General features: G+C 66.9%; 13 protein-coding genes. 11 read left to right on the top strand and 2 right to left on the bottom strand.

Annotated elements, in window-relative coordinates:
- The 4 genes from GGI48_RS30330 to GGI48_RS30315 all read left to right on the top strand — a co-directional run bounded on the left by GGI48_RS30330 (nucleotide 1) and on the right by GGI48_RS30315 (nucleotide 13223).
- On the top strand, nucleotides 1-10428 hold the full coding sequence (locus tag GGI48_RS30330) for a LysM peptidoglycan-binding domain-containing protein (RefSeq protein WP_179601664.1): 10428 nt from the start codon (nucleotides 1-3) through the stop codon (nucleotides 10426-10428).
- Nucleotides 10429-10495: 67 nt separating this feature from the next.
- Nucleotides 10496-11005 carry a hypothetical protein gene (locus tag GGI48_RS30325; protein ID WP_060839285.1) on the top strand — a complete coding sequence of 170 codons (510 nt, stop codon included), beginning with the start codon at nucleotides 10496-10498 and terminating at the stop codon, nucleotides 11003-11005.
- Nucleotides 10996-11994 carry a DegT/DnrJ/EryC1/StrS family aminotransferase gene (locus GGI48_RS30320; protein WP_260620569.1) on the top strand — a complete coding sequence of 333 codons (999 nt, stop codon included), beginning with the start codon at nucleotides 10996-10998 and terminating at the stop codon, nucleotides 11992-11994. Before GGI48_RS30325 ends, GGI48_RS30320 begins: the two co-directional genes overlap by 10 nt.
- The gene (locus GGI48_RS30315; RefSeq protein ID WP_179601660.1) at nucleotides 11991-13223 is read left to right on the top strand and encodes a hypothetical protein; all 1233 of its coding nucleotides are present in this window, start codon (nucleotides 11991-11993) and stop codon (nucleotides 13221-13223) included. The genes GGI48_RS30320 and GGI48_RS30315 overlap by 4 nt, the downstream gene beginning before the upstream one ends.
- 15 nt (nucleotides 13224-13238) lie before the next feature.
- Here the strand turns inward: GGI48_RS30315 and GGI48_RS30310 are convergent, their stop codons facing one another.
- Nucleotides 13239-14063, bottom strand: coding sequence for an enoyl-CoA hydratase/isomerase family protein (locus tag GGI48_RS30310; RefSeq protein ID WP_047304440.1), 825 nt, complete (start codon nucleotides 14061-14063; stop codon nucleotides 13239-13241).
- Nucleotides 14064-14227: 164 nt separating this feature from the next.
- Between GGI48_RS30310 and GGI48_RS30305 the strand changes: the two genes are divergently transcribed.
- The 5 genes from GGI48_RS30305 (at nucleotide 14228) to GGI48_RS30285 (ending at nucleotide 17651) form a co-directional block, all read left to right on the top strand.
- Nucleotides 14228-15037 carry an AraC family transcriptional regulator gene (locus GGI48_RS30305; protein WP_179601658.1) on the top strand — a complete coding sequence of 270 codons (810 nt, stop codon included), beginning with the start codon at nucleotides 14228-14230 and terminating at the stop codon, nucleotides 15035-15037.
- 86 nt (nucleotides 15038-15123) lie between these two features.
- Entirely contained in the window at nucleotides 15124-15756 is a 633-nt protein-coding gene (locus tag GGI48_RS30300) for a LysE family translocator (protein ID WP_179602195.1), read from the top strand.
- Nucleotides 15757-15921: 165 nt separating this feature from the next.
- Nucleotides 15922-16338, top strand: a complete 417-nt coding sequence (locus GGI48_RS30295) for an NUDIX domain-containing protein (RefSeq protein ID WP_179601656.1) — start codon at nucleotides 15922-15924, stop codon at nucleotides 16336-16338.
- Between the two features lie 228 nt (nucleotides 16339-16566).
- Nucleotides 16567-17172 carry an SCO family protein gene (locus GGI48_RS30290; protein ID WP_092317242.1) on the top strand — a complete coding sequence of 202 codons (606 nt, stop codon included), beginning with the start codon at nucleotides 16567-16569 and terminating at the stop codon, nucleotides 17170-17172.
- Nucleotides 17172-17651 (top strand): copper chaperone PCu(A)C, encoded by a 480-nt coding sequence (locus GGI48_RS30285; protein WP_179601654.1) that lies wholly within the window; start codon nucleotides 17172-17174, stop codon nucleotides 17649-17651. The genes GGI48_RS30290 and GGI48_RS30285 overlap by 1 nt, the downstream gene beginning before the upstream one ends.
- Nucleotides 17652-17691: 40 nt before the next feature.
- On the opposite strand, the gene GGI48_RS30280 is transcribed toward GGI48_RS30285, so the two are convergent.
- Complete coding sequence (locus GGI48_RS30280) at nucleotides 17692-18315, bottom strand: class I SAM-dependent methyltransferase (RefSeq protein WP_016965697.1); 624 nt, start codon at nucleotides 18313-18315, stop codon at nucleotides 17692-17694.
- A gap of 220 nt (nucleotides 18316-18535) precedes the next feature.
- On the opposite strand from GGI48_RS30280, the gene GGI48_RS30275 reads away from it, so the two are divergent.
- Together GGI48_RS30275 and GGI48_RS30270 are read left to right on the top strand one after the other, a co-directional pair.
- Nucleotides 18536-20014 (top strand): alpha/beta hydrolase, encoded by a 1479-nt coding sequence (locus GGI48_RS30275; protein WP_179601652.1) that lies wholly within the window; start codon nucleotides 18536-18538, stop codon nucleotides 20012-20014.
- A gap of 137 nt (nucleotides 20015-20151) precedes the next feature.
- A complete protein-coding gene (locus tag GGI48_RS30270) occupies nucleotides 20152-20601 on the top strand; it encodes a sn-glycerol-3-phosphate transporter (protein ID WP_233172523.1) in 450 nt (149 codons plus the stop codon).
- The last annotated feature ends 37 nt before the right edge of the window (nucleotides 20602-20638 follow it).

Raw genomic sequence — 20638 nt, 5'->3', positions numbered from 1 at the left:
ATGGCCAACAGCCCCCTGAGCAACCTCGCCGCGGCCCTGACCGGCGATGCCGGCGCGCCGATCGTCCTCACCCGCGACTACCTGATCGCCGGCCTGGCGGATGCCACGGTCAGCGTCTCCGCGACCCTGGACAACGACCTCAAGGCGGCCTTCCAGTCGCCGGTCGCCGGGCTCACGGTCAACTTCACCGCGCAGAGCGTGCAGCCGCTGAACCCCGCCACCCAGAGCTTCAAGGTCACCGGGGTCAGCGCGCGCTTCCTGCAACAGGACATCCAGCAGGGGCTGGTACTGACCTTTGGCCTCACGGGTGCTGTCGGAACCCAGAGCCTGAGCCTGGAAATCGTCACCACCCCGGCCAGTTGGACCTGGGCCGACCTGTCGAGCTTCGCCACCGGCATTCCCTTCAAGTGGACCGCAATCAGCAACGCGGTCTTCACCTTCAAGGCCAGCCAGGGCCCGCGCCAGGGCTTCGCCGCCCAGCTGACGCCGCCGCCCCAGCTCAGCACCGCGGTCGCGGTGGTGCAAAACCTGGGATTCCCGACCCTGGCCCTGCCCTTTACTGGCAGCATGGACTTCGCCAAGGTCGACGGGGTCGAGGTGTTCATGCCCACCACCACCTTGCAGGCGCCGTTCCTCAACGTCAGCGACGGGCTGAAGCTGCTGTACCTGAATGTCAATGCCCCAGTCTTCGGCCTGATCATCGGCCCGCCAGAACTGCAGGATGGCGAAGACCCGGCCGAAGCCTTCTACGATCAGCAGGTCAGCCTGTATTTCGGCCTCAACCTGAGACTCACCGACCAGAGCAACCAGCCCGTCAACTACCAACTGCGCGCCCTGGCCCAGATCAACAACGGCAGCGCCTTCAATTTCTACCTCGGCCACAGCGACGACGGCAGCGCCCTGCTGACCCCGGCAACCATCATCGGCCTGCTGGACAACAACGGCAGCTTCTTCAGCGGCACGCCACCGGTGCTGCAACAGTTTCTCTCCGGAATCGGCCTGCGCAGCCTCGCCCTGAGTGGCGTCACCCAGCCGAAACTGGCCCTGAGCACCGCCAGCGTGACCCTGGGCGCCGACCCCACGGTGATCAATGTCGAGCATCCCTGGGTGCCCCTGCAGGACCCGACCAACCAACTGGTGTTCGGCGTCACCGATTTCGAACTGGTGTGGGGGATCAACTTCCTGCCCGAGGGCAACGCCCAGAGCTTTCTGTTCCAGACCCGCTTCCTGTTGTTGCCCGAGGTGTTCAAGGGCAAGACCGTCGGCGAAAACGGCCTGTTCTTTGTCCAGTTCAATTCCGACCTGCAACTGCTGGCGCGCTTCGACGGCACGGCCAACCTCAATGACCTGATCGCCACCCTGACCGCTCAGTTGATCCGCATCCCCAAGAGTTTCGTCGACGCCTCGCTGTCCGACGTCGGCCTGAGCCTGGATGTGGGTGCCAAGAGCTACGCCTTCAACGCCGGTTTCGAGCTCGACCTGAACCTGTTCAGCGTCGCTGGCAAGCCGATTCTCTCGGTCACCGACGGCCAGCTGTACATCAAGGCCACCACGCCCACCAGCGCCAGTGGCAGCAACGCCCCGGCGGTGACCACCTACCAGGCGGGGATCGGTGGCCTGGTCGGCATCGGCCCGTATTTCGCCAATGCCAGCCTCGACTACGACGGCAGCAAGACCCCGGCCACCTGGCAAGTCGCCGCGCAACTGGCGCAGCCGGTGGACGTGCAGCAGCTGGTCAGCCAGTTCCTCAGCTTCGGCGGAACCTTTGCCTTTCCGGATTTCCTGCCCGGCCAATTGTTGGTCAACACCCTGGAGGTGGACGCCAGCCTGAGCACCGGCAACACCCCGCTCGACAGCTACACGGTGGCCGGCAGCCTGCGCTGGACCTTCAACCTGGGCCAGGCCTTCAGTGTCGACACCCTGGCCACCCTGAGCCTGAGCTACGACGCCAGCAAGCCGGCGAACCAGCAGTACAGCGGCAGCGCCACCACCCTGTGGGATTTCAGCTTTCTCAACGACAGCGTGCTGCTGGGCTACAGCTTCGCCCCCGACAACCAGGGCAGCAACGCCCAGCTGACCCTGTCCTGGGAGGGCCTGACGGCGATCTATCAGGTCGACAAAAAGGCCCTGACCTTCACCCTGAAGAACTGGAGCCTGGGCCGGCTGATCCAGAAACTCATGCAATCGCTGAGCGACCCGTATTTCACCCTGAGCTCGCCCTGGGACGTGCTCAACCAGATTTCCCTCGATGGCCTGTCGCTGATCATCAACCTGGAAAACAGCAGCGGCAGCAGCGTGCCCAGCATCAGCGCCAAGTACACCCTGGCGAGCAAGATCGACCTGGGGTTCATGAGCATCGACGGCCTGGTGTTCGAGCGCAAAAAGGTCAATGGCGTGGACAAGATCACCCTGGGCATCGACGGATCCTCGGTGTTCAAGGGCAACAACCCCCAGGAGCAGCAGGACTGGAGCAACCTGCTGGACCCGAGCAAAGGCCAGCCAGTGGACAAGCTGCCGACGGTGCCGGGCCAGGGCACGGACTACTTCAGCCTGCCGCTGCTGGTCCTCGGCCAGCGGGTGGCCATCAGCGGCTACGACAGCTTCACCAACACCAAGGCGGTGATCGACGCCCTGAAGGACGTGCCGTCGACCACCGGTTCCAGCAACCCGCTGAACCCCAGCGACAGCGGCAGCAAGGGCGTGCCCTACTACAGCCGCAACAGCGACTGGCTGATCGCCGGGCAACTGTTGCTGCTCAAGACCGGCAAGGACTGGACCGTCGACCTGATGCTGGTGTTCAACGACCCCAACCTCTATGGCCTGCGCCTGGCCCTGGCCGGGGAGAAAGCCAAGGCCCTGGGCAACCTGGTGCTGGACATCCTGTACAAGAAGATCACCGACGACGTCGGCGTGTACCAGATCGAATGGACCTTCCCCGACAGCATCCGCAACCTCAACTTCGGCGCGGTGTCCATCGTGCTGCCGGAGATCGGGGTGAAGATCTACACCAACGGCGACTTTTTCATCGACATCGGCTTTCCCTACAACCTGGACTTCACCCGCTCGTTCTCGATTTCCGCGATCGTCTACGGCGTGCCGGTGCTCGGCGCCGGCGGTTTCTACCTGGGCAAGCTGTCGTCGGTGACCGCCACCCAGGTGCCGAAAACCACCCAGGGCACCTTCGACCCGGTGATCGTCTTCGGCCTCGGCCTGCAGCTGGGCCTGGGCTACAACTTCGTCAAGGGGCCGCTCAAGGCCGGTTTCGCCCTGACCGTGTTCGGCATTCTGGAAGGCACCATCGCCGCCTTCCACGCCTATCACCCGTCCACCGCCCTGGTGCCGGCCGGCAAGAGCGTGCAGGACGACTACTACTTCAAGATCCAGGGCACGGTCGGGGTCATCGGCCTGCTCTACGGCAGCATCGACTTCGCCATCATCTCGGCCGCGGTCAACGTGCGCATCACCCTGTCGCTGTCCCTGACCTACGAGAGCTACAAGCCGATTCCAATTGCCGCCCGGGCCACGGTGGAGGTCAGCGTCAAGGTCAAGATCGACCTCGGCCTGTTCAGTTTCAGCATCAGTTTTTCCTTCCATGCCGACGTCTCGGCGCGCTTCGAGATCAACGCCATCCAGAGCGGCCCGGCGCCCTGGGCCGAACCCGGCCTGCTGCTGGCGCGCCAGGCCCGCCATGCCCAGCTGGCCCTTGCGCGGCGGGCCACCACGCCGCAACCGATGACGCTGCTGCGCGCCGCCGGCAAACCGCTGCTGAACCTCTACGCCACGCCGCAATTCACCGTGCTGTGCAACGAGGGCGCCAGCGACTACGCCGAGCAGCAGGGAGCCTTCGTGTTCCTGCTGACCATGGACGCGCCCTCGCCGACCCGGGCCGCGGCCGACAGCGCCGGCAACAGCAGCTTCGAACGCCTGTGCGCCGACTACCTGCCCTGGCTGGTGGGCAGCCTGGGTTCGGCCAGCAGCGAGCAGGACACCCTGGCCGACATCCTCGGCACCCTGGTGGACAAGGCCATGCTCGAGGAGGACATCAAACGCCTGGCCGACCTGGCCAACCCGCCGTTCGGCATCAGCGAGCTGCTGACCTTCCTGTCGTCCTTCGAGGTCAGCATCACCCTGCCCGACGCCAGCAACCAGGCGCAGATCCAGCAGGTGCTGCAAGCCGGCTCGGTGCTGTTTCCGGTGTTCGACGGTCTGTCCCTGGGCGTGCCCCTGGCCAGTGCCGGCAGCGCCACCGTGGATTTCGCCCACTACGTGGGCACCAACAGCACCTACCGCAGCAATGTCGCGCAGATGTTCAAGGAACTGGTGGCGCTGGTCACCAGCAAGGAGCCGCCGCCGGCACCCGCATTGCGGGCTGTGGCGGACGACAGCGAATCCATGGCCGCGGTGATCTTCACCGATGCCTTCATGGTTATCGGCCGGCAACTGTTGCAGGTCGCGCTGAACGCCTTCGACGACTACGCCTACGCCACGGCCAATGGCAACTCCGTCAGCGCGATCCTGGGCTGGACCAACGACCTGCGCGGCAACAACCTGACCCTGGACGACATCGTCCGGCCCAACGCCGAAGTCGCCCTGAGCGACGGCCTGAGCCTGGATATCCCGCTGCCGGCCTACACCCTGCAGAGCGGCGACACCCTGGCCAAGGTCGCCGCGGCCTGGTCCGACGGCAGCGTGCCGGCACGCTGGAGCACCAGCGCCTCGGGGCTGATCCTGGCCAATGGCAACTCGTTGGTGATCGCCGCCAATCAGGTGATCAGCCTGCCGGTGGGCAACGACATCCACCAGTGCACCACCGGCCCCGGGGAAACCTTCAACAGCCTGGCCCGGACCCTGGGCGTCACGCTGGCGCAACTGGCCCAGGACAGTGCGCTCTACGCCATGCCCGGGCTGCTGCTGGCCGGCCAGCCGCTGCTGCTGCCGAACCTGGCGTACCGCACCGCCGGCGACAGCCTCAACAGCGCCGGCGCGCGCTTCGGCGTCAGTGCCATGGCCCTGTTCAGCGACCCGGCGTCGGCCAACTTCAGGGTGGCGCCCCTGTTCGCCAAGGCGCAGATCACCCTGACCTCGCTCAACAGCCTGTACACCGAGGACCTGTGGAATCTGCTGGTGACCACCGACCAGCTGTCGCAACTGGCGGGCATGCTCTCGCGCTTTCTGGCCTACGGCCTGCGCCTGCCGGCGAACCCGGCGGGCATGGGCGGCCTGAGCCTGAGCCCGGCGTTTCTCTACCCCGCCCAGCAGAACGCCTATGGCCTGTACCAGTTGACCGGGCAGCAGTTCCCGACCCCGGCCGACCTCTTGCCCGGCAGCGACGTGCCCATCAGCCTGAGCCGGGCCGCCACCAGCCACGGGGTCGATCTGTCGTTCGTGCAGATCGCCGGGGCCAGCAGCGGCTCGATGAACCTGAATCAGGCCTACAGCAACCTCAGCGGGGTACTGGCCTACGCCCGGCAAGGCAAGTTCCAGCCGGCGCCGCGCATCGAGCTGCTGCCCACCGTGGCCCGCAGCCCGAAAGACTACGCGGTGAAAAGCGTGTCCCTGTGGTCGACCGCCGACCTGCAGCAATTGCGCAACCTCTGCCAGCCGGGGCTGCGGGCCAGCAGCGAGGGCGGCGCCAGCGTGCAGCCCATGCTCTGGTCCCTGCCCGACGGCCTGATCCAGCTGATCAACCAGCGGGTCGGCAACCTCGCCCGGCAGTTGCCGCAGCTGACGCAGCAAATCCCCTACCTGCCGGCGTTCACCCCGTGCGAGGTGTCCACCGACCCGGCGACCCTGGAAACCACCCGCCGCGAAATCCCGGCCTACAGCTACGCGACCCGGGTCGATTTCACCATCAAGCGCCTGCCCCAGGCCGAACCCGGGGCCATCGCTGGCAGCGGCAGCAACCTGGCCTACACCTATGAACTGCTCGGCCCGTCGGCCACCGATGCGCAATTGCTGGAGCGCCTGCTGATCGCGGTCAGCGAGCTGGGCAGCGCGATCATCAGCGGCCAGTTCCTGCTGATGCCCCAGGGCAACGCCAAGGCCAGCAACCTGCTGAGCCAGGCCGCCAGCGACTTCCTGGCCTTCCTCACCCAGACCAACCTGTCCACCGAAACCAACCCGCCGCCGGCCCTGATGGCCGCGCGCCTGGCCGAAGAAGTCGGGCCGCGGGGCATCCTCAATCCGCCCGAGGAAGTGGTCAAGCTGCTCTGGGAACTGTCTACCGTGCGCTCCGGCGGCTATTACCTGAGCTATTACGATGCGATCGCCGCCGCCGGCCTGCCCGACAGCATCTTCGACGACAGCGGCACGGCCACCCTGACCCTGGTGGTGACCTACCCCCGCGACGCGCTCGACGGCCGCCTGTGCAACTTCGTCAACGCCTTCGTCAGCACCGACACGGTGATCCAGCAAGGCAGCCACATGACCCTGGGTTCGGCCGCCACCGCCGACAGCAGCCAGCCGACCAGCGCCGGCGACAGCCTGGACAGCCTCGCGGCCTTCTACGGCATCGGCACTGGACGCATCGCCGAGCTCAATGCCGGGGTAACGCTGAGCAAGGCAGTGCAGGTGCCGGTGGACGGCATCATCCACCTGGTGACCCCGGCCGAGGCCAGCGCCGGCAATGGCCAGAGCGCGAGCATTCTCGACAACCTGGCGCGCTACTACTCGGCGGGCGCGCTGCAGCCGATCAGCGCCACGCAGATCGCCAACCTCAACCCCGGGGTCAGCGCCGCCGGCGGCGTGGCGCTGTTCATCCCGGCCCTGACCTATGTCGTCGACGCCAGCCTGGCGCCGGGCAACAGCCTGCAGTCTCTGGCCGGCTACTACGGCCTCGACCTGGATGCCCTGGCGGTGGGCGCCGCGCAGGTCCCCGGGCTGTTCAGCGTCGGCAGCAGCCTGAACATCGACACCCAGACCTTCGATCTGCAAGCGGTGTTCAACCAGGGCAACGCGGCCTTCAGTGTGCTGCGCAACAACCCGCCGCCGGTGGATTCACCGAGCCTGGACCCGGACGGCTACGCCAGCGCCTACCTGTACAACCTGTATTCGGTGCTGTCCGCCGGACTCGACGGTTCACCCTGGTTCAGCGCCAGCGAGCTGGCCCTGCCCTTCGGCCCGCAGCGGCCGGACAGTGGCGTCGACTCGCCCGAGGCCCAGGCCCACCGCCAGGCCATGCGCGATCCGCAAAGCCGCGCCCGGGCCCTCGATGCCCTGGCCGAAGACAGCCAGTACAGCTACCAGCAGACCCTCGGCCTGGCCCGGCGCGCCACCAGCAACGCCGCGCCAGTGCCGGCCCGGCCCGGGCTGCCGAGCGCCGCGGACAACCCCTACCGTGGCGTGGGCAGCTTCGCCCAGGTCAACCTGACCTGGCTGGACATCTTCGGCAACATCACCGTCACCCCCTTCCAGGCCCCCACGCCCGGTTATCCGGGCAGCCTCAATCACCCGCCGCTGCCGCTGCGCTACTGCGACCGGCTGATCGCCCTGTCGGCCTGGCCCAATACCCGCAGCTTCTATACCTACGAAGCCGTCGCCGGTGGCGCGCAACTGGTGATCAGCCTGAGCCTCGACACCTCCAGCTATGACCCGGCCGGCGGTGGCGACGTCAAGGTCCAGGCCGACAAGGACCTGGAGATGTTCAGCCTGATCTACTACCAGCTGAACCAGTCCTACAAGGATCTGCAGTTGCCCTGGTGCCAGGGCCGCGCGGTCAGCGTGGAGCTGGTCAACAGCCTGTTCGCCCAGCCCCTGAGCCGGCTTGACGACAGCCAGGCGCAGCCGCTGCTGGACTATGTCAACGGGGTGATCCTGTACCTTGCCCAAGTGGTCCAGGGCGCCCGCCCCGTCGCGCCGGCCACGGTGCAACTGAAGCTGGCGGTGGACATCGACGCCCTGGCTCCGGGCTCGATCCTGCCCCTGAGCCTGACCCTCGGCCTGCGCCGGGTGGCGGCGCTGGTGGAGCCGGATGTGGCCGGCCTGGAAGGGGGCGTGGCGGTGACCAGCACCCTGCTGCCGGTCCCCGACGCGCTGAGCGCCAGCACCAGCGGCTACAGCCAGTTCGCCCGGGCCTTCGAGGCCCTGTTCCAGCGGGCCGGGGCCTGGATGACCCGGGTCGGCAGCGGCACCGCGGACCCGGGCAGCACCCCGGACGGCCGCAGCCAGACTCTGTGGGCCGCGCGCTTCGCCCTCGGCGACGGCAACGACGGCATCCGTTACCGCATCGATCCGGCCCCGGGCTACTTCGCCGCCCAGCCGATCGCCCGCAGCCTGACCTCGGACAGCGTGCAGATCTACCCCAACTACCAGCCGGACCAGCCATTCCCGAGCGGCGATCCAGTGACCTTGACACTCACCGGGGTCGATCAGAACCTGTGGTTCGAAACCGCCCTCAAGGCCATCGACGGCTTCCTCGCGCCGACCTACGCGCCCTCGGTGTTTCTGCTCGACACCCTGCTGGGCAGCAAGGACCCGCTCAAGGACGGCAACCTGGGGAAAATCCTCAGCGCCAAGCAGACCCTGGCCGACGCTATTGCATCGACCATCAAGCCGGTGCTCTCGGCGGGCCCGCAGGATGGACCGGCGCGGGCCGCGGCGGGCGAGAAGCTGCGCCAGACCCTGCTCAACCAGTTGTATTCGGCCTACAGCACCACCGCCATCGTCGGCTTCTCGGTGCAAGGCAGCGCCACCGGCGAGCCCCTATCGTTGTACGGCCAGCCAACGGTGGCGAGCGCCGCCAAAGTGGCGGGCAACAGCGAAGCGCCGCAGGCCGGCAACGACAACTATGCCTTTGGCAGCGGTCGCATCGGCCTGCCCGACGCCCCAGGGGAAAGCGCCCTGGCGTTTGTCTTCAATTCGCGCAACGAGGCGGCAAGAAGCTACGTGCCGCTGGACCTGGAGCTGCAGATCAGCCACCTGGAGCATGACGTGCGCAACGTGCCGGGCATCAGCGGCTACACCCAGTCGAACTGGATCTCGCTGATCTCCGGCCCCTTGCGGGTGCCCCTGGCCGACGGCCAGACCCTGAACCTGCCGGTGCTGCTGCGGGCCCTGCCCGAGCCGCCGACCATCCAGGGGCAGACGGCGACGGCCTGGGCCCCGGTGCCGCAGCAAGTCTCGGACCTGAGCAAATGGACCTACGCCTTCGACTCACTGGTGCGCGGCACGGCCCAGGACAGCCTGAACGTGGCCATCGCCCTCAACACGCCGACCGTCGATGCTGCGTTGCGCAGTGTCGACAAGAGCCTGGTCACCGCCCTGGCGCAGTTCGTCAGCGTGTACCCGAGCATTGAAGTGGCGATGCAGGACAACCTCAGCGCGATCAACTTCGGCGAGCCTACCGCGGTGCAGATTGCCGCTGCGCAACAGGCGGTGGAGGCCTTCGTCTACATCGTCCAGCAGGTCACCGAGGCCTATGACGCCTGGGCCCGGCCGCTGTTGCGCAGCAACGCGGCGTTTGTCGCGCCCCAGGCCCTGACCTGCAGCTTCAGCCAGGTACTGGCCCCGGTCACGGTGGATGGCCAGGAGCGGGCCGAAACCCTGCTGCTGGACGTCAGCATCAATCAGGTGGCGGCCAGCTACGATCCGGCCAGCGGGCAGATCAGCGCCACCCTGCCCGAGTTCGGCAAGGTCAGCCTGCCGGCGCCGCTGGTGCAGATCGCACCGCAAGAGTACGACGCGGTGAGCGTGGTCGATCCGAGCAACCCGGGGCTGATCGCCTACCGCTACCGGCTCAAGGGCAGCCAGCCGGCCGTCTGGCTCGACTACGCGGACGCCCTGCTGATCGACGAGCGCCGCACCAGCCTGCCGGCCCTCAACCTGTTCGACCACCAGAACGCCTGGGCCTCGCTGTCGGTGGAGCGCAACCGCATCCTGTTCCCCGCGGCGGACATCGGCACCCTGCAGACCAACCCGTTGTTCCGCTTCTCGACGCCGGTGGTGCGCTTTGTCGACAGCATCAGCCCGCACATCAGCCAAGGCAGCTTCTCCCTGGACAACCTGAAGGTGCCGAACGCCAGCCTGGACGACTACCTGGAGGTGTTTTTCGCCGCCCTGGGCGCCGGCAGCAATGGCACCACGGTGCAGGTCGGCATGGAGGGCCGCTACAGCTACGAGGTCGCAGCGCCCGGCGTGGTCGCGCGCACCGTGCTGCCGGCGGCGCTGCTGTTGCCGGTGGCGACCTCGCTGAACAGCCCGCCGGCCTTCACCAGCGCCTTCAGCCAGGCCATCGACCGCTGGCGGCTGGCCGAACAGGTCACGCTCCAGGGCAACGCCCGGGTCGACCTGACCCTGCGGGCCTTCAGCGCCGACGATCCGGCGCAACTGGCGCGCGGCGCGGTGGCCGCGGACAACCAGCCACCGCTGCTGAGCATCGACACCCTCTGGGTATCCGCAAGCAAGGTTCCACCGGAACAAGGAGGTGCATGAGGCCAGCACTACCGCGCACTGTTGATGAAGATGACCGGTTTAAATCAAACATATTGGAGTACACCACATGAACGGACACACCAATCCCTCCTTTGACGAAGCCATGCCACTGGGGGCGTCTGATGCGCAATTCATCAATGACCTGCATGAGCTACTGGAGCGCCACGGCAACCTGGATCGCTTCGGACTCTGCCTGCTGCACGATCACTTCGCGGTCGCCGAGGACGAGATCCTGCTCGAATGCAACGACCATGAAGCCCGCACCCTGCACCTGGATGTGGTCAAGCGCGGCGCGCTGCCGGAGAGCAAGTTCACCAGCTGGCGCATCGGCGGCCCGCGGGCCGAAGCCCTCACCGCTTGCGCCATGGATAAATGCAAAGTTGAAGCCCTGACCGCTTGCGCCATGGACAAGTGCAAGGTCGAAGCCCTGACCGCTTGCGCCATGGACAAGTGCAAGGTCGAAGCCTTGACCGCCTGCGCCATGGATAAATGCAAAGTTGAAGCCCTGACTGCTTGTGCCATGGATAAGTGCAAGGTCGAGGCCTTGACTGCCTGCGCCATGGACAAGTGCAAGTAGTTCCAGGTCCTGCCGATGGCCAGTGGCGGGCACGGGAGGCCGATCGGCTGCCGTGCTCGTCCTGGCTCGCGCAGTTTTATCAGCGGCGCCACGGTGCCTTGGTCGGCTCCGGCACCGCGGCGCTGGAACTGGCGCTGCGCCAGCTGGGGGCCACCGCCACCTGGCGGGTCGCGGTTCCGGCCGCCACCTGCCATCAAGTGGTGGCCGCCGTCCTCAATGCCGGCGCGATACCGGTGATTATCGAAAATGCCGCCGACCTGCTGCTCAGCAGCGAGGCGCTGGCGCCCCATATCCCTGGCCTGGACGCGGTGATCGCGGTCCATCAATACGGCTTGCCTTGCGACATCCCGGCCTTGCGCCAGTTGCTCGGCCCAAGCCTGCCCATCATCGAAGACAGCGCCGGTGCCTGGGATCTGTGCTGTCCCGGCGCATCGCTGGTGGTCACCTCCCTGGGCCACGGCAAGGCCCTGGACATTGGCGGCGGGGGCGCGCTGTTCGGCGACCTCGCGGTGGATGGCGATATCGACGTCTGGTCGCCGGGCCAGCGTTCCCGCGCCTGCCCGGCCTTGAGCCCGGCCCTGTCGATTCATGCCCTGCCGGCGCTGATGCCTGCTGTCGCCAGGGCCCAGGCCCGCAGCCAGCGCCTGCGGCAGCAGATGCCCGGGCTGCTGGCGCGCTTGCGCGATGCCGGCCTGGAGCCCTGGACCGCGGCCGGATCGGCGCTGCCCAACGGTCAATACCTGGCGATCCGCACCCGTGAACCGCAGTTGTTCGAACGCCTGCGCCACAGCCCCCATGCCGAAGCATTGGGGATCTGCGCCCCGGCGTCCGGCGCGCTGCGGGAGCTGCCCATGCTGCGCGGCCGTGGCGAGGTGGCCCAGGGGCCGCAAGCCAGCCTGGAACTGCGCCGCAACTGGGTCCTGCTGGACCCGATCGCCGCCCTCGACCACCCCGGGCGTCTGGATGCCTGGGCCGGAGACACTCGATGAACAATCCCGCCGCCTGGCAACCCCAGCACGATCTGAACCTGCCTTTCGCCGCAGGCCCACGGGTGCAACGACTGGCCGACTACGCCCAGAGCGGGCAGACCCTGAGCAGCGAACAGTTGCTTGGAGTGGCCGGTGCGCGGGTGCTGTTCGCCAACTATCCGGTGCTGCGCGCTGACTTCGACGCCCCCTGGGAGGGGGCAACGGAGGAGGCCATCGACCGCTGGCTGCTGGAGCACGCCGCTTATATATCCACCAGCCAGGCGGCGGCCCAGGACATCAACACCCCGATTGCCCTGGACGACCGCCGGGTAACGGGCTGGCGTCCGCCGCGTTATGGGCGCGCCGCGGTGCTGTGCGCGCCGGCCAGCGAGCAGGTGCTGTTCGACATCAAGGGCATTGGCGTGCCGCCGGACGAAGCCCCGCAGTTGCCCCATTCCAACGGCTTGCTGACCCTGGCCGAGGCGGTGCACGAAGTGCTGATGGAGCACCTGGTGTTCGCCGCCATGAGCCACGCCGGCGCGGCGATCACGCCACTGCCGGCCTATGCCCTGATCGACCTGGGCTTCGATGCCTTGTGGCATGACGGGCGAGCCGCGGAACCGGCGGTGCTGCTGTTGCGCCGGGCCTGCACCCGCCCGCGCTGCCAGTGGCAACGCTATTGGCAGGGCCCCGAGCTGGCCGGGGCCCTGATGCAGGCCGAGCTTCTGCTGCGGAGCTACGGCTTGACCGCCAGCAGCTGCGGCGCGGTGCGCTTTCACCTGTGCCGGGAGAACGGCGAACTGCAGGTCAGGCGCGATGAGCAGAGGGTGACGGTCAGTGCTCAGGTGGCGGCGACGCTGCAACGCCTGTTGAGCGCCAACCGGGGGGCGCCGTTGCTGATCGACGGGGTCAATGTGCAACTGGCCGGGGTGCCCGGCGTGGCGCCGTTGCAATTGCAGGTGATGGACTTTGGCCGCTATCGGTTTGCCGAGCGTTTCGAACATCACCTGTACGCCTGGATCGACGCCGATTACCAGAACCTCAACGGCCTGTACCTGACGCCGGACGATCCGCGCTACGTCCAGCCCGATCCGCGCCTGAGCCTGGCACGCAGCGCCGAGGGCCGGTGTTTCGCCGAGCTGCAGCGCCAGGTCGAGGGGTTTCGCCAGGGCGGCGACCCCCAGCGTCTGTGCCAGGCGTTGCGCGCCGCCCTGGCGGAAGCCTGCCAGCCATTGCGCGGTCCGGCCTGAGTCCCGGGGCTGGACTCAGTGCTTGACCATGCCCGTCGTGGGTCGGCCCCCACGATCAGGGTGATCGCGCTCGATGAAGCGGCGCAGTCCTTCCTGGGTTTCAGGGGCGTGGATCGAGCGATTGAAGCACTGGGCTTCTATCTTCAAGCCTTCGGCCAAGGGCAATCCGTAACCGCGGATGGCCGCCTCCTTGTCCGAGCGCATCGCCGGTTGCGGCAGACCGGCCAGCACCTGGGCCAGCTCCAGCGCGCGCTTGAGGGAGCGCCCGCTGGGCACTATTTCGTTGACCAGGCCGATGCGGTAGGCCTCTTGGGCATCGATCACCTTACCGGTCAGAATCAGTTCCATGGCCCGGCCCATGCCGACAATCCGCGGCAGGCGCTGGGTGCCGCCGTCCGCCAGGCCGATGTTCCAGCGGCGGCAGGTGACGCCGAACGAGGCATGCTCTTCGGCAATGCGCATATCGGCAAAACAGGCCCACTCCAGGCCACCGGCATAGGCCACGCCATTGACCGCGGCGATCACCGGTTTATAAACGTCGACCCAACGGCTGGGGCCGATGATTCCGGGGCGTTCGCCACGATCATGGGCGGCCATTTCCTCGGCGCTCGACGGCACCAGTTGCGCGGCGGCCTTGAGGTCGCCGCCAGCACAAAAGGCCCGATCGCCAGTGCCGGTAATGATCGCTACCAGGGCCGTGTCGTCGTCGCGAAAACGCGTCCAGGCGTCGATCAATTCAAGGTGGGTCACAGGGCCGATGCAGTTGCGCTGCTCGGGGCGATTGAAGCGGATGACCACTACGGGTCCGTGCTGCTCGTAGGCGATTTCCTTGAAGTTCATGGCAGCTCCTGGTGCAGGTCGTGGCGCGGTTGAGCAAAACCCGAGTGCAGTATAGGCAGCCCTGACGAGCGCTCCCGTGCGGCATCCGCGCTCAGCTCAAACTGGCACCCTTGCAATCCTCCCTGTTAGCCTGCGCCTCCGTCCCCTTACCGCAGACCTGCAGCATGACGCCTTCAGCGCAATTCTGGCGCGACCCGAACCTGCCTTACGTAGAAAGCCGCCGAGCCTGTGACAGCCGCGCCAACTACAGGGCCCACAGCCACCCGACAGTGTCCATCGGCGCCGTGGACCGTGGCGTCAGCCTGTTCAGTGGCGGCGCAGAGGGGCCCACCCTGATCCAGGCCGGCAGCGTGGTGTTCGTCCCGGCCCATTGCGCCCATGCCTGCAATCCCCAGCCGGACACGGCCTGGAGCTACCAGATGCTGCACCTGGAGCCGCGCTGGGTCGAAGGCGTGCGCCTGGAAGCGCAGCAGCAGGCGGCATTGGCGCCTGGCCAGGTGCTGTTGAGTCAAGACAGGGATCTGTACCAGCGCTTCTGCCGCCTCAACGACCTGCTGTTCTCCAGCGCCAGTTGGCAAGACAAGGAAGCGGCGCTGATCGAGTTCATTGGCGACTTTCCGCTGCAGGGGCAACCGGTGATTGCCCAGGCCGCCGATCCGGGCCAGGCCGGCGCCGGGGTCCGGCGGGTCATGCAATTTCTGCAACAGGAGGCGCAACAGGCTCACCCGCTGCAGCGCCTGGCAACGCTGGCGGGCCTCAGCCGCTACCAACTGATCCGGGCCTTTCGCGCCGCCACCGGGATGACGCCCCACGCCTACCAATTGAACCAGCGCATCATCCAGGCCCGCACCTCGCTGCAGGCCGGCGAGGCCCCGGCGGCCCTGGCCCAGCGCTTGGGCTTTGCCGATCAGGCGCACTTCCAGCGGGTGTTCAAGGCCCATGTCGGGGTCACCCCGGGTTTGTACAAGCGCTGAAGGCCGCGCAATTTTCTTCAATACCCCAGTGCCGACCGCCCGGCAGACTTCCAGCCCCTCCTCGTCTCTGGAAGTCTGCCTTCATGATTCAACAGTTCCTGCTGATCGCCGCCGCGCATTTTCTCGCCCTGCTCTCCCCTGGACCGGACTTCTTCCTGGTGGCGCGCCTGTCCATGGCCAGCGGCTGGCAAGCGGCCACCGGCGCCTGCCTGGGCATCGCCCTGGCCAACGGTCTGTTCATTGTCCTGGCCTTTGGCGGGGTTTCGGTATTGCGTCCCGACAGCTGGCTGTTCCTGCTGATCCAACTGGCCGGTTGTGGCTACCTGCTTTACCTGGGCTGGCTGTTCATCCGTCACGCTGGCAGCAGCTCCCTGGCTGCGGTGGCTGCCCAGGGCGACCGCCGGCGGCACCGGGCCACCTGGTGGCGCGGCCTGGGCGCGGGTCTGCTTTCGGGCCTGCTCAACCCGAAGAACGCCCTATTCTATGTCAGCCTGGCCTCCCTGGTGGGCGCCCAGACCAGCACCGCCTGGAAGCTGGTCTATGGCGTATGGATGTTCAGCGTGGTGCTGCTGTGGGATGTGTTGGTGGCGCTGGCCATTGGCAATGGCCGGGTGCGGCAGCGCTTCTCCCGCGCCCTGCCCTGGCTGGAACGAATCACCGGGGTGATCCTGATCCTCATGGCACTGGCCGTGATCGCGGCCACCCTGTTGCGCCACTGAGCCGGGCATTGAATCGACGGCCGTCCTGCACGATGAAAGTTACAAATAAACAACAAAGCAACACGCGGTTGTCATCCTTGACGGTCGATAGTGTGCCAAGCGCACATCCGCTGCCGGGCAGGACCACGGGCCTTGCCCCTCTCCCCAACGCACAGGAGCACAGCCATGCCACAACAGCCTCGCCTGGGATGCGCCGCCGCTATCGTCCGCGACGGCCAGTTACTGTTGGTCAAGCGCCTGCGCGACCCGGAGGCCGGTTGCTGGGGATTGCCCGCAGGCAAGGTCGATTGGCTGGAACCGGTGGAGCAGGCCGTGCGCCGTGAAATCCTCGAAGCGCTCGGACTGACCCTGCAAGGCGTCAGCCTGTTGTGCGTGGCGGACCGGATCGACGCCGAACGGCAGGAACATTGGGTTTGCCCGGTGTACCTGGCCTCCGCCCCGGCCATGGCGCCGCGTAACAACGAGCCGCACAAGCACAGCGACATCGCCTGGTTCGAGCTGGACCGGTTGCCCAAGCCCCTGACCCTGGCCACCCGCGCCGCCGTGCGGGCGCTGGTGCAGGTCGCGGCGCTGGAAGACTGAAGGCGCTCACCGCCCAACGCCTTGTGGCTGCTCGGCCAGGGCTTGGCTGCCACAGCAGGACGTGCCTTCGGGCAGCGTTCGACACTTGGCCGTGAGTCCGGCTCAATCCACAACCCAGGCTGCGACCGATGGCCGCAGGCATTGGTCTAATTAGCCCGCCGCCGCTTTCGTCTGTTTGTTACCATGCGCGGGTTTTTGCCTGTCTGGCTGTTCAAAGGGCGTTATTTCATGAGTGTTCTGCTGACTCGCCGCACCCTGCTCACCAGCGCCGGGGTGCTCGGCCTGGGCCTGCTTGCCGGTTGCGACAACAGTCCCCGACTGTCCTTCAAATACGGCAAGGACCTGAGCAATCAGATTCTCGGCCGCACCTTCAAACTCACCGATTCCCAGGGCGAAACCAAGTCGCTGTCCAGTTACCGCGGGCTGATGCCGATGATCTTCTTCGGTTTCACCCAGTGCCCGGCCGTCTGCCCCACCACCTTGGCCCGCGCCGCCCAGGCCAAGAAGCTCATGGGTCGTGACGGTGAGCGCCTGAAAGTGGTGTTCATCACCCTGGACCCGGAGCGCGACACGCCCGAGGTGCTGGACGCCTACGTCAAGGCCTTCGACCCGAGCTTCGAAGCGCTGTACGGCAGCCTGGAAGAAACCGCGGCCACCGCCAAGGAATTTGGCGTGTTCTACGAAAAGATCCCCAGCGGCTCGACCTACACCCTGTCCCATACCGCCACCAGTTTCGTCTACGACTCCCGGGGCACCTTGCGCCTGGGGCTGTCCCAGTCCCTTACCGCCCAAGAGTGCGCGGAAGACCTGCTCACCGTCATGGAGGTTTGTTAATGAATGCCCACCAGCGCCCGTCGCGCCTTAAATCCGCCCTGCTGCTGATCTCTCTGCTGGGCCTGGCCGGCACCGCCGGCGCCGCGACCCAGGTCGACAACGCCTGGGTCCGCGCCACCGTCCCTGGCCAGCACGCCAGCGGCGCCTTCATGGACCTCACCGCCAGCAGCGACAGCAAGCTGGTCGACGTGCAGTCGCCGGTGGCCAAGAACGTGCAGATCCACCAGTCGAGCATGCACAACGACGTGATGAGCATGCAGCAAGTGGACGCCATCGCCCTGCCGGCCGGGAAGAAGGTCAGCCTGGACACCCACAGCTACCACGTGATGCTCATGGAGCTGACCGGCCAGATCAAGGTGGGTGACAAGGTGCCGCTGACCCTGATCGTGGAAAACGCCAAGGGCGAGAAGGAGTCGATCAAGGTCCAAGCCGAGGCCCGGGCACTGGATGCGCCGGACCACAGCATGATGCAGCACTGAGACACCCAGCTTGAAAACCGGCCCCAATGGGCCGGTTTTTTTATGAGTAATCCAGCGCCCGCGCCAGCCATACGGTGAAGCCGCAGCACTGTGGGTCTTCGCTGACGTGCTGCACCACCTCGAACCCATGGGTGTCGAGCAAGGTGCAGTACTCCCCGGGATCGAGGCTGGCGTGGTACAGCGCCTCGCCCTGGAACTGACCAATGGCTTCCCCCGCCGCCGGCCCACTGGTGAACAGCAGGGCACAGCCCGGGGCCGCATGGCGCTCGAACACCGCGAACATCGCGCGCTGATCTTCCGGGCACAGGTGGAACAGGCTGTTCCACGCCAGGATGCCGTCGAAATCCTGTTCCAGGGCCAGCCCGCGCATGTCGGCGTGGAGCCACTGCTGCTCGGGAAAGCGCTGGCGGCACTGATCCAGCAAGGCGGCGCTGCTGTCGACGCCCGTGACCGCGTAACCACGTTCCACCAGATAGCGCGCCACCGGCTCGCCACCTCCACACCCCAGGTCCAGTACCTGCCGACCAGCCCCCATGACCTGGCGAAAGCGTTCGAACCAGGCTTGTTCACTGTGAAATGCCTGGGTGTTGGCCCGGCGCGCCCGGTCCCAAGCCTGGGCATGACGCTGGTACAGATCGACGATGTGACGGGCGGATTCGTGCATCCACAGGCTTCCTTGTGCTGTTTGGTGGCCGCGGATTACAGCACAAGTGCAGCGCGCCAGGCGAAGGTGTCGGCGTCCTCGGCCGTCAAGCCATGCCCCTGTTATGCTTGCCCGGTCGCTGCGGCGACCCTCACTTGCCCTTGGTTCAATGGTCCAGCATGTCTTTCAAGTCCTCCCTCGCCCCGTACCACAACCGCTGCGCGCAGCCGAGTAGCGGCTCATGATCGCCCCCGTCCTGGCGCGCCTGTGCAAGCGCGGCGCACTGCTCCTTTGTGTGGCCGGCCTGACCCTGCTGGGGTGGCGGGTCTACGACAGCGAACGGGGCCCGGCGCTGCAACCCTGGCACCTGCGGGCGCCCCATGAATTGAGCATCGAGCAGATCGATCGGGCCGACTGGGCAAGCTGGCTGCAGGCCGAGGAGCGGGTGTTCGGCGAAGTCGAGCGCGAGGTCAGCGACACCCTGGACCCGTCCCAGGTGCCGCCCTTCAACCGTTACCGCAAGGACAGCCGGGTCTATCCGCCGCACTTTGCCACCGACTGGAACCGCTCCTACCTGCTGCGCCCCCAGGGCTCGCCCCGGGGCGTGGTGGTGTTGCTGCACGGCCTGACCGACTCGCCCTACAGCCTGCGCCACATTGCCCGGCGCTATGTGGCCCACGGCTACCTGGCCATTGGCCTGCGCCTGCCCGGTCACGGCACGGTGCCCGCGGGCCTGACCGAGGTGCAGTGGCAGGACTGGCTGGCGGCGACCCGCCTGGCCCTGCGCACGGCGCGGGCCGAAGTGCCGGCGCCCGCGCCCCTGCACATCGTCGGCTACTCCAACGGTGGCGCCCTGGCGGTCAAGTACGCTCTGGACGCCCTCAGCGATCCGCAACTGCCACAGGCCCAGCGCCTGGTGCTGATTTCACCGATGATCGGCGTGGCGCCGTCGGCGCGCTTTGCCGGGCTGGCGGCCTGGCCCGCGGTGGTTCCGGCCTTCAGCAAGGCCGCCTGGCTGAACCTGCGCCCGGAATACAACCCGTTCAAGTACAACTCGTTTCCGGTCAATGGCGCGCGCCAGTCGTGGCGCCTGACCGAGGCCCTGCAAGGCCAGCTGCAGGCCCTGGCGGCGGATCCGCGGCTGCTGCAACTGCCGCCGATCCTCGGCTTTCAGTCCCTGACCGACGCCACGGTCAGCACTCAGGCGGTGGTCACGGGCCTGTTCCGCCGGCTGCCGGCCAATGGCAGCGAACTGGTGATCTTCGATCTGAACCGCACCAGCGACTTTGACGGCCTGCTGGACCCGTCCAGCCTCACCTCCCTGGCCAGCCTGCTGCCGGCGCCACCGCGCAACTACAGCACCCGGGTCCTGAGCAACGCCGACAGCCCGTCGCATCACCTGGAAGAACTCAGCACCGCGGCCCTGAGCCTGGACAGCCAGCGCCGGCCCCTGGACCTGGCCTTCCCGCCGGGGGTGTTTTCCCTGTCTCACGTGGCCCTGCCGTTCCCGGTCAGCGACAGCCTGTACGGCAGCCAACCGGACCCCGACGAAGACTTCGGCCTGCACCTGGGCAGCCTCGCGGCCCGCGGCGAACGCGGGGTGCTGGTGGTGCCCATGGACGAGTTGATGCGCCTGACCGCCAACCCGTTCTACCCCTACCTGATCCGGCGCATCGAGTCAGATATAGATCAAGCAACAGTTCCGTCATTGATCCGCTGAATAGGCGGATGTTAGCGTCAGCGCCCTCTGCCCCCTTGATTTCCGAGGGGGCACAACTGCCGCGATGGCAGGGAATCGCAATGAAAACACTGTTTCAAACCCGGGCCACCGGCCTCTCCCTTGCGCTGCGGCGGGCCATGGCCAGCGCTGCCCTGCTGGTCGCCGCCCAGAGCGCGCAGGCCGATCAGCAAGGGGATTTCTGGTACCTGCAGACCAGCGTCTACACCAACCACTGGAGCAACGATCCGGACCACAACAACCACCAGGACCTGATCGGCCTGGAGCGCAACTACGCCAGCGGAAAACTCTGGGGCCTGAGCACCTTTCGCAACTCCTTTTCCCAGCGCTCCTACTACGCCTACGTCGGCAAGGCCTGGGAGAGCGCCGACTGGCCGGTCTACGCCAAGCTCAGCGGCGGCCTGATCCAGGGCTACAAGGGCGACTACAAGGACAAGATCCCGCTGAACCACTTCGGCGTGGCGCCGGTGCTGATTCCGGCAGTCGGCCTGCATTACGGCCCGGTAGGCACCGAACTGGTGGTGCTGGGCACCGCGGCGGTGATGGTCAACGTCGGCTACCGCTACTGACACACACCGGGCCCAGGGATTGGCCCGGCAAAGTCGC

Origin of the sequence: Pseudomonas protegens (assembly GCF_013407925.2) — a bacterium.
Lineage (GTDB): Bacteria > Pseudomonadota > Gammaproteobacteria > Pseudomonadales > Pseudomonadaceae > Aquipseudomonas > Aquipseudomonas fluorescens_AP.
Note: the sequence above shows the minus strand (reverse complement) of the source record. Positions and strands in the feature narration are given on the sequence as shown.

What these genes read in the sequence shown, in the direction of transcription:
- GGI48_RS30330 (WP_179601664.1), top strand. Translation starts at nt 1, where the DNA reads ATGGCCAACAGCCCCCTGAGCAACCTCGCCGCGGCCCTGACCGGCGAT.
- GGI48_RS30325 (WP_060839285.1), top strand. Translation starts at nt 10,496, where the DNA reads ATGAACGGACACACCAATCCCTCCTTTGACGAAGCCATGCCACTGGGG.
- GGI48_RS30315 (WP_179601660.1), top strand. Translation starts at nt 11,991, where the DNA reads ATGAACAATCCCGCCGCCTGGCAACCCCAGCACGATCTGAACCTGCCT.
- GGI48_RS30310 (WP_047304440.1), bottom strand. Translation starts at nt 14,063, where the DNA reads ATGAACTTCAAGGAAATCGCCTACGAGCAGCACGGACCCGTAGTGGTC.
- GGI48_RS30305 (WP_179601658.1), top strand. Translation starts at nt 14,228, where the DNA reads ATGACGCCTTCAGCGCAATTCTGGCGCGACCCGAACCTGCCTTACGTA.
- GGI48_RS30295 (WP_179601656.1), top strand. Translation starts at nt 15,922, where the DNA reads ATGCCACAACAGCCTCGCCTGGGATGCGCCGCCGCTATCGTCCGCGAC.
- GGI48_RS30290 (WP_092317242.1), top strand. Translation starts at nt 16,567, where the DNA reads ATGAGTGTTCTGCTGACTCGCCGCACCCTGCTCACCAGCGCCGGGGTG.
- GGI48_RS30285 (WP_179601654.1), top strand. Translation starts at nt 17,172, where the DNA reads ATGAATGCCCACCAGCGCCCGTCGCGCCTTAAATCCGCCCTGCTGCTG.
- GGI48_RS30280 (WP_016965697.1), bottom strand. Translation starts at nt 18,315, where the DNA reads ATGCACGAATCCGCCCGTCACATCGTCGATCTGTACCAGCGTCATGCC.
- GGI48_RS30275 (WP_179601652.1), top strand. Translation starts at nt 18,536, where the DNA reads ATGATCGCCCCCGTCCTGGCGCGCCTGTGCAAGCGCGGCGCACTGCTC.
- GGI48_RS30270 (WP_233172523.1), top strand. Translation starts at nt 20,152, where the DNA reads ATGGCCAGCGCTGCCCTGCTGGTCGCCGCCCAGAGCGCGCAGGCCGAT.